Below are 13294 nucleotides of genomic sequence, written 5' to 3'. Positions count from 1 at the left end.
TTTCCTATCCGTTCAGCGCATGCGCAATGCCGTTGGCTACGGCGAATTCCATGCGCTTCCAGTGTTCGTCTTCCAGCCACTTAGCCGTGCCCATGTTTTCAATGCTGGGCTCGGCACCTGGTAGCCAACGGTTGGTCAGGGCCATTAACTGGCCCAGACCGTCCTCGTTCAGGCGGTCAGCGTGCTCAAGGGCTTTTTTACGATGATCTCGATGTCAGGGGCGTACTCCTCGAGCAGCGCGCCGGCGATCTGCATGGTCATCACCGGGTTGGCCATCAGCTCGCGCAATTCAGCCTTCTGCGCAGGCAGCACGGTGCTGCTCAGGAGGTTGAACGACGGCGCGACCTTGTTGTTGGCGGTCATAGCGTTGAAGTACTTGGTCACGTCCTGAGGCGTCAGGGTGAAAGTGAATTCTTTGTCGCCGACTTCCAGGGTGATATCGCGGGTTTGCATCTGGCTCATGTTCATGTCCGTTTTAGTGGTTGGATTAAAGGGTGAATCAGGTCAGCGCAGGCATACCTGGCTGACGTAGTCCTGCAGGCCCAGGATCATTTGCTTGCTGAGAGCGAGCTGATCTCTGAGGGTGAAATAATCCGGTCGAGCGTCTGCTGCGAGTTCGGCGGTGCCTGCATCAGCCAAGCCGCCGGCGCCGGTGGCGTTTGGCGTGGTGGTGCTGCAAGTGGCTTTGACGCGCAGCCGCTGACGGCCATCGGCAACATCAAGGCGTAGAGCATCGATTTGGATGCGTGCATCGTTCAGTTCCTCGGTACGGTTACGGTCGATCGCGTCACGGGCGGCGATCATTTCGCCGCTGATTCGGGCAGCTTCACGCAGGCCGCTGGCTTCGTACTGGGCTGCATCACGCTCCGCCCGGGCGGTGTCGCGCTGTCCCTGCAAGATGTCGATCCCAATGAACGCCGCCAGGCACGCCAGCAGCGGAAACAGGATCTCGCGCAGCATCACAACCCCTCAGCACACATAGCCGCTTCGGCGCGCCGGCGAGCGTGCAGCCCGGGTACAAACTGCTTGCGGCCCTGGGCATCGGTGATCGACGACCACACTGCTGTCTTGCCATCCGGCGCCCAGGCCAACGCCTTGCAGCCCTCGGCGATGCGGCCGGCATTGATCAAGCCGACCGCGCGACTGGCACAGGTACTTGGCACACCGAAGTTGTGGCCGTGGCTGCTCAGGGCGTCGAAAGTCTTTTGCCCGATCGCTGGGTTGCTCAGGCAGTCAGCCAGAGCCACTTGGCCTTTCTCGACCACCAGCTGCTCCACCTCGGCACAGCGTGCCGGCGACCAGTAGTCACCGACGATCAACGGATACGGAGTGGTGTAACGGGTGATGCCCTTGCACACCGTAGGCAGGCCACGGGCCAGCTTGTCGGGGTACACCACGTTCTGGCCATTGCCTTCCCACTTGCCCAGGAATGCGAGCAAAGGCGCGCTGGCCAGCACGATCACTCCGGTGGCGATCTTGGTGCGCAGGCTCAAGACTTGCCCTTCCAGTCCACCAGCATCTGGCGATACTTGGGAATCAGCAGAAGGATCTGCAGCACCATGTAGAGCGCGGTCAGCATGTAGGCGACCGCCGACCAATCGACGGCGCCCGTCACACCTGTAGCAGCCACGCCGATTGCAGGCGAAGCCTTGGCCAAGGCAACGGCGGTGTCTTGGGCGACCTGATTCGCGCTCATCGCAGAACCTCTTTCTCAAAAATGGTTTGGCACGGCACGCAGCGAGTCATACCGCCCAACGCCTGGCGTTTTTCGGGGATCGGTTTATCGCAGTCCTCGCAATGGGTCAGGCTTGGCCCGATCGGCCGCGTGCGGGCCAGCTGAGCGGCGATCGCCTGGTCACGCTGGCGTTGCTCCAATGCCTGGGCGCGGTCGAACGGGCAGACCATCAGCGCAGGCCCTCGATCTCGGCAGCTGCCAGATACGGCACGCCGTTGATGCGGATGAAGTCCGGACTGGAAACGTCGAACGGCACCTTGTGCTTGGTTTTCTCGCCGCCTTTCGGGTCGACACTGAGCAGGCTGGACACCTTCAACTTGCAGCCGAAGGCCTCGATGCGCAGTTCTTCATCGCCGGCTTTGGCGAAGAACACCGAGTCGAAAGGTTCCAACTGACGGAAGCTGCCGGCAGAGCGTGCCGCCTCGATCAGCAGGTTGAAGTTGTTGGTGTCGAACTCGAACTCGCCACTGGCAGACACATCGCCGTCGACGGTGCCGTTGGGGACGCCACGGGTTTGCGCCACGGCGGTGTTGTCGGTGATATCCAGGGTGCAACTTTCAACGTGGATCTGCAGATCGCCCAGGTTGATGTCGAAGTTTTTACCGCCAATACGGGACATAGGGGATTACTCCGAATCGTCGTGGGAAAGGTCCAGGGCGATGTTCGCCGTGAGGTCTTTCGGGCAGTTGAGCGGTCGGATCTTGATGTAGATCTCAACCTTGGTTTTGCTGCGCCACACCAGGACGATGTCGCCGTCCTGGGGCGATTCGATCTCGCCAGGGAACACCTCGCCGGCGAACGTGGTGGCCTTGGCCATCTGGCGCAGTGGCTTCATGAAAGCGCTGATTGCGGCCGCCATGCTGTTGGGCGAATTGTTCAGGCGGCGATCGCCTACACGGCGGATCAGCAGCGGGCGAACTTGGCGAGCAGCCTTGTCGGCCAGGCGCAAATACTCGACTACCTGAAAATCGCTCGCCGGTGCATCCAGCATGTTGCCGTCGCCCCAGAACACGCCTGGGTAATCGGGATAGGTTTGCGACACGGAGAAGCGAGCCGCATCCAGTTCGGCGCGAATGGCGGACGGCAACGGCACGCCTTCCTTGTCGACGGGAACGGTGCCCAGCCCCAACACTGCACCGGACGCCACGCGCATTGGACTGTCAGCAATGCTCACGGCGGCGTTGGCCAGTCGACCAGCCAGCACTCCCAGGTCATTGCCGTGCAACTGCGGCACGACCAGGACACGCGGCGCCGCCAGATCGGCGGTAATTTTCTTCTGCTCGATCAGGTATTCCGACCAGGTCTGTTGCACAGTGATGCCAGCACTTGCCGCCAAGACGAAAGCGCGACGGCCGAAGGTGTTGTTCAGCGCGATCGCCGCGTCATGCATGGCCGACAACTGCGCGCCCTCGGTCACAGGCTTGGTGATAACCACCGCTTCGACTGAAAAGCCTTTTTGCTGCGCATTCGTCAGCGCTTCGAACCAGTCACCGTCGGCCGCGACCGGAGCGGCCAGGCACGCCCAGCGATCGCCGCCGTTGAGACGTGCGGCCGTGATCTGGGTTTTCAAATCACTGGCCGGAATACCCAGCGAACCGTCGAGGTCGCTGTCGGTATTGAGGGCGAGCAACTGGCCGACGTTTTTGGCGGCGGTGCCGATGAAAAGGAAATAGCGTTCGATCTCAGTCACGGCACCCTGGCCGAGATTGAGGTTGTTAACGCTGACTTTGCCGAGTGCCATGCAGTGCCTCGCTAGCGGGGTGAATTGAGAATTTGTTGGAGCACCTGGTTCAGCAGCAAGCCAGTGTCTCGTTCGGTGCTGACGCCGATGAACTGGCGCTTGGGCAGGGTGATTTCCCAGCTCTGCGCGCCGCTGCTCTCGGCTTTTTCATCGTCCAAGATGCGGATCAGCAGCCCCGCCTTGGCGTAGTTCACATGCTCTTGAATCCAAGCCACAGACGGCCTGGTCAGTGACTTTTTGCCCGCCTGGCGAACCTTGAAGCCCAAGCGCCGCAGTCGCTTTGCCTGTTTCTCGGTCGCGGCTAGTCCCTCCGGAACCTTGTTCCAGCGCTTCATCTGGGCGGCGGTGCGGCGTTCACTGACGCCGTTGTGTTGCTGCGCCGCGACCCAACTGGTCAGGGCGTTTCTCCAGCCCAGCACAGCTTCGTCGGGGCTGACACGGGTGACCTGCATCAGCTTGGCCAGCCCCGCCTCCATCTTCTTTTTGCCCTTGCCGGTGCCCTTGCGCGCCTCGAACGGTGACCCGTCGAGGTTCTGCTGGTCGCGTACCCGCTTGCGGCTCATCGATCGCACGCGCTTGGAGACGTTGTTTAGCAAACGCCGGCGCAGTTGCGGCGGCAGGCTCAGCAGCGCCAATTGCTCGCGCACGCCCAGGTAACCCCGGGCATCGAGTTCGAAGGTGCTACGCCCGGCCACGGCTCGACACCTCGCCGTGTTCAGCGACCCATAGGTCAAACGGGATGAACGACCAGGTCTTACCAAAACCCTCGATTTCGCCCTGCGGATCCTCGGCCAGGTATTGCGGCTCGATGAATTCGAGGGTGATATCGACGTCGGCCAGATCGTTGTCGAGCATCGTGATGTCGAACTTCGCAGGCGGCAGTTCGTCGCGGTCCTGGTCGTGGCTCTCCAGCCAACTGCCCACCAACGCCATCAGGCGCCCCGGATGATCGGCGAAACGCTCCAGCGCGATCGTGGCGCTGTAGCGCATGTCACCCATGCGCATGCCGCCGACGTCAGGCTTCCAGATCAGTTCGAGATTCACCTGATTGGTCCAGCTGTCCAACTGCTCAGGCTCGACCAGCCGGCGCTCGATCAGGAACGTGGTCAGGGCGCGGAGCTTGATCACAGCAGCACCGCCGTGATGCGGCCGCGACCCTGTAGCGATCGGACGGCCTGCTGGCTGAACTCCAGAAACGTTTCCTTGCGCTCGGGGGCTTCCTTGCCCAGATTCTCCGCACTTTCCCGACGGATGATCGAGGCGAATTCCGGCAGCAAGCTGGCTTTCGCACGGCAATACACGGCGCGCTTGTACGTCTCAGCTTGAAAGGTGCGCTCCGGCAGGACGGTGCTGTCTGCAGATTCAACGCGTGACACTCCAGCGCCCTGCCAGCGCGCTTTCAACTTGGCGAGGTCACGGTTGACCTCGGTCATGGCCGTGGCCAGGTTGATGACCAGCATCTCTACCAGGTGCTCCGCCGGAAGGCGGTAACCCTTCTGGAACTCGGTCACAGAGAGGTCCGGCCAGAAGCCGTCGTTCTCGATCGCTTGTTCCACAAAGGTGGTGGGTTTCCCGGAAAAGCTCATTGCTGACCGCTCGAATTAGGGCGGGGAGACTGTTTTTCGTGGGGCTGTCCATAAATGGCAGACACACGTCCACAGTTCCCCGCTGGGGGGGTAGTCGGTTATTGGGCGCCGGTGATGGCGGGTGTCTGTTTGGCGATCGCCTTGCGACACTTCGCAATGCGCGTCTCGTTGCCGGCCTTCGCGTACAGCTCGGTAGAACGCTCCAGGTGCTTGAGCGCGGTTTCCCACTGCTCGGCCTCCATGGCGCGCATGCCGATCAACTTGTGGTACTTGCTCGGGATCTGCTCGATCAGATCCCATTCACCGTCGACACGCGGCAGCAGGTTGGACAGGTAAGGCTCCGGGCTGCGTTGAGCGTTGTATTCACCGTACGCCCAATCGATCACCGCATCTGCAACGAAGGTCTGCACGTCGCGCCGTTTGAAGCGTTCCGGCATCTGCTGGCCCTGTTCGATCGCAAAGCCCGCCAGCACCAGGCCGTCTTCGAACTGCTCGGTGTCGAACAGCCAGATCATCACCTGCACCAGGACGGGGTTCGGCATCACTAGGTCCGAATCCATGTAGCGCTGGATGAAGTCCTGATATTTGGGGAGCAGTTCCTCACGCTTGAGCGCCTGGCGTCCGGCCAGCCCCTTGATCGCGCTCAGGCGCTCCAGGTCTTGAGCCATTGCCGCTTCCTGCAGTTGCAGGTGCTTTTTGGCATTGGCCGGGCTGCTCAGGGCTTCCGCCGGCGAATACGCCTGCGGTGCCGCTGCAGCAGCGATCACTGCAGCGCTTCCAAGGGCCAAAGTGCGGCGCTTGTGGGCAAGGGCCAGGCTCACTTCACCAGCTCCACGTTTTCGGTTAGCGCGATCTTTTCCAGCTGCTCGATCACGTAGCCTTCGTTGCGGCTGTTGTAATCCTCGACGCGGGAGCGTTTCGGGTTGTCCACGGTTTGCTTGCGCCAGCTGGAGTCCTGAAAGTAAATCGACAGGTTGTCCCAACTGGTGACCAGCACGCCGTTGACCGGGAAGAACGGAACGCTAAAGCTCGGCAGACCGCCGTAGGTGGCGATCACCTGGGCGTCCTCGATGCGCTCTTTCTCGGTCGGGGTGTCGCCCTGCTTGGCATACAGCTTGGCCTTGTCTGCGGCCAGCAGATCAGTGCCGATAATGGCGATCAGGTCGCCACCGTCGCGCAGACGCTCGTCCACCATTTGCTTGGTGTCATGCACCAAGGCGTCCAGATTGGCGTAATCACCGTCCGGCCCCAGGGTGACTTTGCCGGCGGCTTTGCCTTCCTTGAGTACCTGCTGCGGTGCTTGCTCGCGCAGTTGCTGCAACCAGCCTTTGTTGACGTCCTGCAGCATCGGATAGGCCGCGATATCGGTCTGCGCAGCGGCTTTCAGGCCGTGGAAACCGACCATGATGCGATCTAGGGCGATCTGTTTCTGCACAGCCGCCGAGTAGCGTTGGTGGAAGTCCGGGAATTTGGCCCAGGCATCGATTTTTGCGTACGGCAGACCCACGTCGGACTCGGTGGACGACAGTTCGTAAGTGGTGTTGTCCAGCTCGGAAGCATCTTTCGCTTCGCGGTCGGTGGTCTTGGTGTTGGTGCGACCGGTGACCGGACCAGACACGCCGATGAACACCTTCTCGCCCTTGATCTCGCTCACGCCGATGACGTTGATGCGCGAAAGGAAGTCCGACTTGGCGGTGATGGCGTCGTTCAGCTCTTGGGTGATGGACGGCTCAACGCTGAACATCTTGCTGGACAGCTCGACGCCGTAAGTTTCGGCCATCGCCAGCTGCATCGCTGCATACATTTTGGCGCCGTAGGCGCTCAGGGAACGGGCCATGTCAGAGTACCCGCACTTTGGTTTTGTCAGTGGCGCCAGTGGTACGCGGCAACTGACGACCAGTGCTGGTGTTCTGCAGTGCGGAGAACTGCTTTTGCAGGTTGCCAAGCGCCGCCAGTACTGCCTTGTTACCGCCGCCGTTGCGCTTGAATTCGCGCTCTTCCTCGGCGGTGGTGACGATCTCGTCTACTGCAGCGCTGACGTCATCGATCGGGGCCTGATCGGGTTCCGGCGCATCTTCGGCTGCAGGCTCGATCACGGCCTGAATGCCGGCAGCGACGACCAGCAGCTGGGCCAGCAGGGCTTTCAAGGCCGTTGCGGTAGCTTCATCCATTGGGGGTTTGCTCTCGGTTGGGGTTTGCGGAGTGGTTTCGGTGGGCGTGTCTTCGATGCCGAAGCGCTTGAACAAGCGGGTGAACATGGCGGCAAGGCGCCCGATCTCACCCTGCTGCTCGGTTTCGCTCAAAGAGCCAAGTTCGTGGGAGGCGGCGTAATACGAATCGCGGCTGGTACGGCTGGAAAAGTAGAGTTCCTGAGTGCCGACGCTCGCAGGTTCGTCAGTGACCGCGATGCCGGTCATATAGGCTTTGCCACGGCCCCGGAAATTCGGCCTGATCTCGATGCTGGTGAACAGCTTTTCGCCGGCGTCGTTGAGGCGCAGCAACTTATCGTTGGGCTTCAACTGCGCCTCAAGGGCAACTTGGCCAGGCTCCAGGTCTTCCGCGTCCTCGACGAGGCGCACAGCGAACACGGTGCCGAATGAACCGAACCAACGTTCGTGTTCACACCAGATAACGGCGGTGTACAACGTTGGCGTGTAGGTCTCGGCGATGTCGCGCAGTTCCTGGGGAAGGATCTCGCGGCCATCGACGGTCGGACCGCTGGTGGCAACACGTTTCCAGTAGGAGACAAGGGAACGGGGCATGAGTGGTGACTGCGCTCAATCGTTGAATGAGCCTCCACGATAGGGAGCCGAAATCCCCCAAACAAACGCTTTGCTTCGGCACGATTCGTAGAAGAAAACTCTACGAATAACGCCGCATTTCAGCCCGCGTTTCCGACGTTTTCGCCGCATAGACTGCGGCCATGAACTACCCGACCGAAGTCAAAGAAGCCGCAAAACGCCTCTACCTGCGCCGCTGTTCGGTGAAGGAAATCCAGGCGCATTTGAAGCTGCCCAATATCCGCATCGTCTACTACTGGATCCGCCAAGGCGGCTGGGACGAGATGCTGACGGACGAAGAACCGTTGAGCGCCGTCAACCGACGAATCACCCTGATTCTGGAAAAGATCGATCCGCTGACGAAAGCCGAACTGGACGAACTGGAGCGGCTGACCAGCCTGCTGGAGCGTCTGAAAAAGCTCGCGGCCAAACCCGCGCTGGCAGAGCCGTCAGACCGTGCGGAAGAGTCTCGCGAGCGGCAACCTGGTCAACGCCGCGAACGGAGCGAAGGCGGCGGCAAGAAGCGCGAGAAAAAAGCGAAGAACGATATCAGCGGCCTGACCGAAGTGGACTTCCTGGATAAGTTCATCTCGAAAATGTACGGCTACCAGAAAGAGCTGTTCGAGGCGAAACAGAACCCGCTGACCCGCCGTGTACGGAACATCCTCAAAAGCCGTCAGGTCGGCCTGACCTACTACTTCGCCGGCGAAGCGTTCATGGACGCGGTGTTGAGCGGTGATAACCAGGTGTTCCTGTCGGCCAGCCGATCGCAGTCCGAGATCTTCCGCAGCTACATCATCCAGTTCGCCAAGCAATGGTTTGATATTGAGCTGACCGGTAACCCGATCACCCTGAGCAACGGCGCCGAGCTGCGCTTTCTCAGCACCAACAGTAGCACCGCACAGGGCTACCACGGCCACGTCTACGTGGACGAATATTTCTGGATCCGCGATTTCGAAAAGCTCAGCACCGTGGCCAGCGCCATGGGCACCCACAAGAAATGGCGCAAAACCTATTTCTCGACGCCCAGCGCGGTGTCGCACCAAGCGTATCCGTTCTGGTCGGGCGAAGAATTCCGCAACAGCAAGCGCGGCAAGAAGGCCGGCGGCGTGTGGCCGAGCGAAGCGGCTTACACGCAGGGCGCGCTGTGTCCGGACGGCCAGTGGCGCAAGACGATCACCCTGGACGATGCGATCGCCGGCGGCTGCGATTTGTTCGACCTGGAGCAGCTGCAGCTGGAGTACGACGAGGACAAGTTTCAGCAGCTGTTCTACTGCAAGTTCATCGACAGCACGCAAAGCGCATTCAGCCTCAAGGATCTGGAGCGCTGCTATTCGGATCTGTCGTTGTGGGAGGACTACAACCCGGATCTGGATCGCCCGTTCGGCAACAGCCCGGTCTGGCTGGGCTACGACCCGAGCCGCACCCGCGACGACGCCACCTGTGTGGTCATCGCGCCGCCGCTCGAACCCGGGGCGAAGTTCCGGATTCTGGAAAAGCACAGCTGGCGGGGCCACTCGTTCACCTACCAGGCCGCGCAGGTCAAGAAGCTGACCGAGCGCTTCAACGTGCAGCACATCGGCATCGATGTCACCGGCGTGGGTTACGGCGTGTTCGACCTGGTGCGCGACTTCTACGCCAAGGCAACGCCGATTCACTACAGCCTGGAGGCAAAAAACGCCCTGGTGCTGAAAGCCCAGGACACGATCCAAGGCAGTCGCATCGAGTGGGACGCGGGCTGGACGGACATCGCCCAGGCGTTCCTGACCATCAAGCGCGGCGCCACCAACAGCGGCCAGATCACCTACAGCGCATCCCGTACCGAGGCCACCGGTCACGCCGACATCGCCTGGGCGGTGATGCACGCCCTGTCCAACGAACCTTTGAACACCAACAAGCGGCGCCGTAGCCGCTACGTCACGAGTAACCAGAGCAGCCATGGCCAACCGCAAACGCAGAAAGCACCACGTAGCCCAACCACAGCAACAGCCAATGCGCTCGTTTACGTTCGGGGAGCCGGAGCAGGTGCTGTCCGGCAATATCGGCGAGTACGTGGGGGTGTTTCCCAGCGACGACGGCAAGATCTACAAACCGCCAGTGTCTCGGGCAGGCCTGGCCAAGCTGTTGCGCGCCAACGCGCACCACGGCGCCATTCCGAAGTTCAAACGCAACCTGTTGCTGCGTGAGTTTATCGCCTCGGCCGGCTGCAGCACGGAGACGATGGGCCGTGCCGGGCTGGACTACATGGTGTTCGGCGAAGCGTACTTCTACAACGACACCAACGCGTTCGGCCAGGTGCTGGAGCTGCAGCACCTGCCGGCGATCAACATGCGCGTGAAGGTCGACGGAGGCTTCGTGATGCTGCTGCCCGACAACAAGGAAATGGAGTTCGAGGCGCACGAAATCTCCCACGTCCTGGACTACGACGTCGAACAGAACATTTACGGGATCCCGGACTACTTGGGCGGCCTGCAGGCGTTGCTGCTGAATGAGGCCGCCACCCTCTTCCGCCGGCGCTACTACAGCAACGGTGCGCACGCCGGTTACATCTTCTACACCAACGACCCCGACTTGACTGAAGAAGACGAAGACGAGCTGCGCGCCCAGATCAGCGCGAGCAAGGGCGTGGGAAACTTCCGCTCGATGTTCGTCAACATCCCTAACGGCAAAGAGAACGCAATCCAGATCATCCCGGTGGGTGACTTCCAGGCAAAAGACGAGCTGGAGAAAGTGAAAAACATCACCCGAAACGACGTCATCGCAGCCTGGCGGATGAACCCAGCGCTGGCCGGCATCATCCCGGAAAACACCGGCGGGTTTGGCGACATCGAGAAGATTGATCGGGTGTACACCAGCAACGAGATCCGACCGATCTGCCAGCTGTTCAACCAGTTGAATGATCGGCTGCGCGAAGATAGGCGATTTAGCTGGAAAACTGCGCCTGAAGCAGTTGAAGCCACTTCATGAGACACCTTACTAAGAAGTTTCCACTAAAAATTGTGGCAATATGGTGGCGATCAGCTGCCCCTGGGGAGGGACATATGCGAGTGACATGTAAGTGTGGAAACAAGGGATTAATCCGCGATAGCAAGCCGCAATCGCCAGATTTCGTGACGCTCTATTGCCAGTGCCTGGACGTACAGTGCGGGCATACATGGGTGGCCCATTTGACGTTTTCCCACACGCTGAGTCCATCAGCGCAAACCTTCGACAGATTGCTATTTGATCGACTTCGGGAAATGCCCAGGGCTAAACAGCGGGAGTTGTTCGAGCAGCTCGGGGCGCAGGCAGTTGCGTGATAGGTCAATCGCCGACACCGAAACGTCGGCGATCAAGACATCAGCTGTTGGCTGACTCTTCAGGATTGATGGCAAGAATTTCAGATAGCCGACGAAGCTGACCTTGCTCCTTTTCACTCAATGACCGGTATAGGCCAATGAGGCGGCGTTCCGCTTTGCTCAGGGTGTGCCATTCGAACTCTGCGAATCCCAAGCAAAGAGGTTCTTTTTTGATGCGATCCAACATGCTGACTACTCCATAAAGTGCATGGCTGAATCGGCATTGACGGGATGAGAACCGACTTTAGAACGTAGGGGTGACCATTGTCGTACAAGCTATGTAACGGGTTAAGTCTTCTGACGGGCTGCGTCGTCAGCCATTGCTTTCAGAAACCGGCGGATTGCCTCTTGGTCACCGGGAGTAATGCTCCGGTATTGAGCGATCAAGCAGTCCTCTACTTCTGAAAGCGCTTCAATCGGGAGCGTGGTACGGATGCCATTGACGATGAATGCAACGTCAAAGCCCAGCTCGCTTGCTGCGAGGCTCAGGTAAGACGCGGGGGCATCACTCGCCCCAGATTCATAATTTCCTTGAGTTCGTTTTGAGACACCAAGTTTTTCAGCTAGCTGATCTTGCGTCAGCCCAGCCTGGGCACGCAATTGTCGCAAGCGGGCGCCAATCTCTTCGGACAGGGTCAATTTTTTTCCACTCAGATATTTACAATGGCAGTTTTTTGCCACATCCTGCGCTCGTCATCACACGAAAACGCAAGGAATTGCACTATGCCCAACACAACCATCACCGAGCAAGCCCGCATACAAGCGCGTGAAGCGCTGGAGAAGCGAGGCCAGACCGCGAAGAACTTTGCTGAATTGAACAACCTGAATCCCAGCACCGTATACGCGGTGCTGAGTGGTCAGAGCCATTGTCGCCGTGGGGAGGCACATCGCGCCGCCGTTCTACTGGGTATCAAAGACGGCGTAATCGAACAGTAACGATCTGTATTAACAGGGAACAGTAGAAGATGAAAAGCCCAGTTCTAAAGACGCGCAAGGAAGCAATGCGCGAGATCATTCGCCGTTTTCCCGAGGGACGCGAAGGCGCTGCTGCTCGCTTGGGAATGAAACTCAAAAAGTTCGACAACCACGCCTACGAGAATGCCGGTTGCAGCCCACTGACGGATGTCCAGGTCTACATGCTGGAGCAAGCCAGCGGCACTACCCATTTTCCGAACTACGTGGCGCAAATGTATGGCGGTTTGTTTGTGGCCGTTGCCGACCCGGAGAAGCTGGACAACGTCGAACTGTATGCCCGGTCGGTGCAGGTATCGGCCAAGCGCGGTTGCGTTGACCAGGCGATCGCCCAGGCATTGGAAGACGGTTCTATTAGCATGGATGAAGCCGAACACATCCTTGCCGCTCACAACCTTCACATGGCCGCACGTCACGCTGAAGTGCTGGCCGCTATCGACCTGTACCGCGCCAAACCAGGGAAAAACCAATGAACAATCTGCCTGCCGTACAGGAGTATCAGGACATGCTCAAAACAGCGGCTTTTGCGTTTCTTGGACGTCATCAGTGCGAACACCTGGGCGACGATCAGCAACTGTTCAAACGGGCTGTTCAGCACCTTGTAACGGATTACAACGCCACGCCGCAGCACGCCGAACGCCTGGTGCATCTGGCCAACAGTGAAATGTCAGCGGTCAGCGATCGGCAGCGACTGGATGTCATCAACAGCACATCAACGCACACCGTGATTTTCGATACCGCCACCGGCAACGCCTGGGCAATCCCGGTCAGCCTGATTTACGAACGCATCCTCATTGCTCCCGATAACGGGCGCTTTCGCATCACCGCTTCCTAACACCTAACCAAAAATCCCCGTTACCCATTCCCGTGGGTTTGGGTGAGCTGCGCCCGAAATTGAGGTTTGACGATGGAAAACGCCCTGAACATCAACGCAAAACTGACGCCCGTAGAGGCTCAAGCGCTCTTGGCCAACCTGCGCGAGCAGTACCGTCTCAGCTTCAACGAACTCTGGTACGCAGACCAGTTCCGCCTGATTCCCGATGGTCTGCGCCACGGCTCAATCCTCGCCCATTGCCCCGTGATGGCCGCTCAGAAACACCTGATTGGCGCCCTCTCCTACTGCCTCAAGAAAGCGAAGTAAC

The 13294-nt window shown here is 59.7% G+C and carries 23 protein-coding genes; 7 read left to right on the top strand and 16 right to left on the bottom strand.

The genetic code is table 11. The features are described 5' to 3' along the window. Positions 1–4: 4 nt before the first annotated feature. From AWU82_RS14315 to AWU82_RS14250, 14 genes are all read right to left on the bottom strand, one after another. A complete protein-coding gene (locus AWU82_RS14315) occupies positions 5–145 on the bottom strand; it encodes a DUF6890 family protein (RefSeq protein ID WP_018929247.1) in 141 nt (46 codons plus the stop codon). A 23-nt stretch (positions 146–168) separates the two neighbouring features. Next, positions 169–462, bottom strand: a complete 294-nt coding sequence (locus tag AWU82_RS14310) for a putative phage tail assembly chaperone (RefSeq protein WP_064381002.1) — start codon at positions 460–462, stop codon at positions 169–171. A gap of 42 nt (positions 463–504) precedes the next feature. Next, positions 505–960, bottom strand: coding sequence for a lysis protein (locus AWU82_RS29310; RefSeq protein WP_064381003.1), 456 nt, complete (start codon positions 958–960; stop codon positions 505–507). Beyond that, complete coding sequence (locus AWU82_RS14300; RefSeq protein WP_064381005.1) at positions 960–1493, bottom strand: lysozyme; 534 nt, start codon at positions 1491–1493, stop codon at positions 960–962. Before AWU82_RS14300 ends, AWU82_RS29310 begins: the two co-directional genes overlap by 1 nt. After that, positions 1490–1696, bottom strand: coding sequence for a hypothetical protein (locus AWU82_RS14295; RefSeq protein WP_064381007.1), 207 nt, complete (start codon positions 1694–1696; stop codon positions 1490–1492). Before AWU82_RS14295 ends, AWU82_RS14300 begins: the two co-directional genes overlap by 4 nt. Further along, positions 1693–1905 (bottom strand): TraR/DksA family transcriptional regulator, encoded by a 213-nt coding sequence (locus AWU82_RS14290; RefSeq protein ID WP_064381009.1) that lies wholly within the window; start codon positions 1903–1905, stop codon positions 1693–1695. The genes AWU82_RS14295 and AWU82_RS14290 overlap by 4 nt, the downstream gene beginning before the upstream one ends. Next, positions 1905–2354, bottom strand: coding sequence for a phage protein (locus tag AWU82_RS14285; protein WP_064381012.1), 450 nt, complete (start codon positions 2352–2354; stop codon positions 1905–1907). The genes AWU82_RS14290 and AWU82_RS14285 overlap by 1 nt, the downstream gene beginning before the upstream one ends. A gap of 6 nt (positions 2355–2360) precedes the next feature. Further along, complete coding sequence (locus AWU82_RS14280) at positions 2361–3476, bottom strand: DUF2586 domain-containing protein (RefSeq protein WP_064381013.1); 1116 nt, start codon at positions 3474–3476, stop codon at positions 2361–2363. 11 nt (positions 3477–3487) lie between these two features. Further along, positions 3488–4171, bottom strand: coding sequence for a phage virion morphogenesis protein (locus tag AWU82_RS14275; protein ID WP_064381015.1), 684 nt, complete (start codon positions 4169–4171; stop codon positions 3488–3490). Next, on the bottom strand, positions 4158–4604 hold the full coding sequence (locus AWU82_RS14270) for a phage tail protein (protein WP_064381017.1): 447 nt from the start codon (positions 4602–4604) through the stop codon (positions 4158–4160). The genes AWU82_RS14275 and AWU82_RS14270 overlap by 14 nt, the downstream gene beginning before the upstream one ends. Beyond that, the gene (locus tag AWU82_RS14265; protein ID WP_064381019.1) at positions 4601–5062 is read right to left on the bottom strand and encodes a head completion/stabilization protein; all 462 of its coding nucleotides are present in this window, start codon (positions 5060–5062) and stop codon (positions 4601–4603) included. Before AWU82_RS14265 ends, AWU82_RS14270 begins: the two co-directional genes overlap by 4 nt. A gap of 98 nt (positions 5063–5160) precedes the next feature. Beyond that, a complete protein-coding gene (gpM, locus tag AWU82_RS14260; protein ID WP_064381021.1) occupies positions 5161–5883 on the bottom strand; it encodes a phage terminase small subunit in 723 nt (240 codons plus the stop codon). Then, complete coding sequence (locus AWU82_RS14255) at positions 5880–6899, bottom strand: phage major capsid protein, P2 family (protein ID WP_064381023.1); 1020 nt, start codon at positions 6897–6899, stop codon at positions 5880–5882. The genes gpM and AWU82_RS14255 overlap by 4 nt, the downstream gene beginning before the upstream one ends. 1 nt (position 6900) lies before the next feature. After that, the gene (locus AWU82_RS14250; protein ID WP_064381025.1) at positions 6901–7824 is read right to left on the bottom strand and encodes a GPO family capsid scaffolding protein; all 924 of its coding nucleotides are present in this window, start codon (positions 7822–7824) and stop codon (positions 6901–6903) included. A gap of 161 nt (positions 7825–7985) precedes the next feature. Between AWU82_RS14250 and AWU82_RS14245 the strand changes: the two genes are divergently transcribed. The 3 genes from AWU82_RS14245 (at position 7986) to AWU82_RS14235 (ending at position 11141) form a co-directional block, all read left to right on the top strand. Then, positions 7986–10028, top strand: coding sequence for a terminase large subunit domain-containing protein (locus AWU82_RS14245; protein ID WP_064381027.1), 2043 nt, complete (start codon positions 7986–7988; stop codon positions 10026–10028). Beyond that, positions 9940–10809, top strand: a complete 870-nt coding sequence (locus AWU82_RS14240; RefSeq protein ID WP_084776941.1) for a phage portal protein — start codon at positions 9940–9942, stop codon at positions 10807–10809. Before AWU82_RS14245 ends, AWU82_RS14240 begins: the two co-directional genes overlap by 89 nt. A 74-nt stretch (positions 10810–10883) precedes the next feature. Continuing rightward, positions 10884–11141 (top strand): ogr/Delta-like zinc finger family protein, encoded by a 258-nt coding sequence (locus tag AWU82_RS14235; protein WP_081794887.1) that lies wholly within the window; start codon positions 10884–10886, stop codon positions 11139–11141. Between the two features lie 40 nt (positions 11142–11181). On the opposite strand, the gene AWU82_RS14230 is transcribed toward AWU82_RS14235, so the two are convergent. Beyond that, on the bottom strand, positions 11182–11367 hold the full coding sequence (locus AWU82_RS14230) for a hypothetical protein (protein WP_064381029.1): 186 nt from the start codon (positions 11365–11367) through the stop codon (positions 11182–11184). Positions 11368–11468: 101 nt separating this feature from the next. Beyond that, entirely contained in the window at positions 11469–11819 is a 351-nt protein-coding gene (gene relB / locus AWU82_RS14225) for a type II toxin-antitoxin system RelB family anti-toxin (RefSeq protein ID WP_064381031.1), read from the bottom strand. A gap of 84 nt (positions 11820–11903) precedes the next feature. On the opposite strand from relB, the gene AWU82_RS14220 reads away from it, so the two are divergent. The 4 genes from AWU82_RS14220 to AWU82_RS14205 all read left to right on the top strand — a co-directional run bounded on the left by AWU82_RS14220 (position 11904) and on the right by AWU82_RS14205 (position 13293). After that, positions 11904–12116 (top strand): BcepMu_gp16 family phage-derived protein, encoded by a 213-nt coding sequence (locus tag AWU82_RS14220; RefSeq protein WP_064381033.1) that lies wholly within the window; start codon positions 11904–11906, stop codon positions 12114–12116. Positions 12117–12145: 29 nt separating this feature from the next. Then, positions 12146–12625 carry a YmfL family putative regulatory protein gene (locus tag AWU82_RS14215; RefSeq protein ID WP_064381036.1) on the top strand — a complete coding sequence of 160 codons (480 nt, stop codon included), beginning with the start codon at positions 12146–12148 and terminating at the stop codon, positions 12623–12625. Then, positions 12622–12987 carry a hypothetical protein gene (locus AWU82_RS14210; protein ID WP_064381039.1) on the top strand — a complete coding sequence of 122 codons (366 nt, stop codon included), beginning with the start codon at positions 12622–12624 and terminating at the stop codon, positions 12985–12987. The genes AWU82_RS14215 and AWU82_RS14210 overlap by 4 nt, the downstream gene beginning before the upstream one ends. Before the next feature lie 72 nt (positions 12988–13059). After that, positions 13060–13293 carry a hypothetical protein gene (locus AWU82_RS14205; RefSeq protein ID WP_064381040.1) on the top strand — a complete coding sequence of 78 codons (234 nt, stop codon included), beginning with the start codon at positions 13060–13062 and terminating at the stop codon, positions 13291–13293. The last annotated feature ends 1 nt before the right edge of the window (position 13294 follow it).

This window comes from Pseudomonas glycinae, assembly GCF_001594225.2.
GTDB classification, from domain to species: domain Bacteria; phylum Pseudomonadota; class Gammaproteobacteria; order Pseudomonadales; family Pseudomonadaceae; genus Aquipseudomonas; species Aquipseudomonas glycinae.
The sequence above is the reverse complement of the archived record's forward strand: the minus strand, read 5'-3'. Positions and strand labels throughout refer to the sequence as shown.

What these genes read in the sequence shown, in the direction of transcription:
- AWU82_RS14245 (WP_064381027.1), top strand. Translation starts at nt 7,986, where the DNA reads ATGAACTACCCGACCGAAGTCAAAGAAGCCGCAAAACGCCTCTACCTG.
- AWU82_RS14315 (WP_018929247.1), bottom strand. Translation starts at nt 145, where the DNA reads ATGGCCCTGACCAACCGTTGGCTACCAGGTGCCGAGCCCAGCATTGAA.
- AWU82_RS14205 (WP_064381040.1), top strand. Translation starts at nt 13,060, where the DNA reads ATGGAAAACGCCCTGAACATCAACGCAAAACTGACGCCCGTAGAGGCT.
- AWU82_RS14280 (WP_064381013.1), bottom strand. Translation starts at nt 3,476, where the DNA reads ATGGCACTCGGCAAAGTCAGCGTTAACAACCTCAATCTCGGCCAGGGT.
- AWU82_RS14285 (WP_064381012.1), bottom strand. Translation starts at nt 2,354, where the DNA reads ATGTCCCGTATTGGCGGTAAAAACTTCGACATCAACCTGGGCGATCTG.
- AWU82_RS14290 (WP_064381009.1), bottom strand. Translation starts at nt 1,905, where the DNA reads ATGGTCTGCCCGTTCGACCGCGCCCAGGCATTGGAGCAACGCCAGCGT.
- AWU82_RS14235 (WP_081794887.1), top strand. Translation starts at nt 10,884, where the DNA reads ATGCGAGTGACATGTAAGTGTGGAAACAAGGGATTAATCCGCGATAGC.
- AWU82_RS14265 (WP_064381019.1), bottom strand. Translation starts at nt 5,062, where the DNA reads ATGAGCTTTTCCGGGAAACCCACCACCTTTGTGGAACAAGCGATCGAG.
- AWU82_RS29310 (WP_064381003.1), bottom strand. Translation starts at nt 960, where the DNA reads ATGCTGCGCGAGATCCTGTTTCCGCTGCTGGCGTGCCTGGCGGCGTTC.
- AWU82_RS14215 (WP_064381036.1), top strand. Translation starts at nt 12,146, where the DNA reads ATGAAAAGCCCAGTTCTAAAGACGCGCAAGGAAGCAATGCGCGAGATC.
- AWU82_RS14250 (WP_064381025.1), bottom strand. Translation starts at nt 7,824, where the DNA reads ATGCCCCGTTCCCTTGTCTCCTACTGGAAACGTGTTGCCACCAGCGGT.
- AWU82_RS14295 (WP_064381007.1), bottom strand. Translation starts at nt 1,696, where the DNA reads ATGAGCGCGAATCAGGTCGCCCAAGACACCGCCGTTGCCTTGGCCAAG.
- AWU82_RS14255 (WP_064381023.1), bottom strand. Translation starts at nt 6,899, where the DNA reads ATGGCCCGTTCCCTGAGCGCCTACGGCGCCAAAATGTATGCAGCGATG.
- AWU82_RS14310 (WP_064381002.1), bottom strand. Translation starts at nt 462, where the DNA reads ATGAGCCAGATGCAAACCCGCGATATCACCCTGGAAGTCGGCGACAAA.
- AWU82_RS14220 (WP_064381033.1), top strand. Translation starts at nt 11,904, where the DNA reads ATGCCCAACACAACCATCACCGAGCAAGCCCGCATACAAGCGCGTGAA.
- AWU82_RS14230 (WP_064381029.1), bottom strand. Translation starts at nt 11,367, where the DNA reads ATGTTGGATCGCATCAAAAAAGAACCTCTTTGCTTGGGATTCGCAGAG.
- AWU82_RS14210 (WP_064381039.1), top strand. Translation starts at nt 12,622, where the DNA reads ATGAACAATCTGCCTGCCGTACAGGAGTATCAGGACATGCTCAAAACA.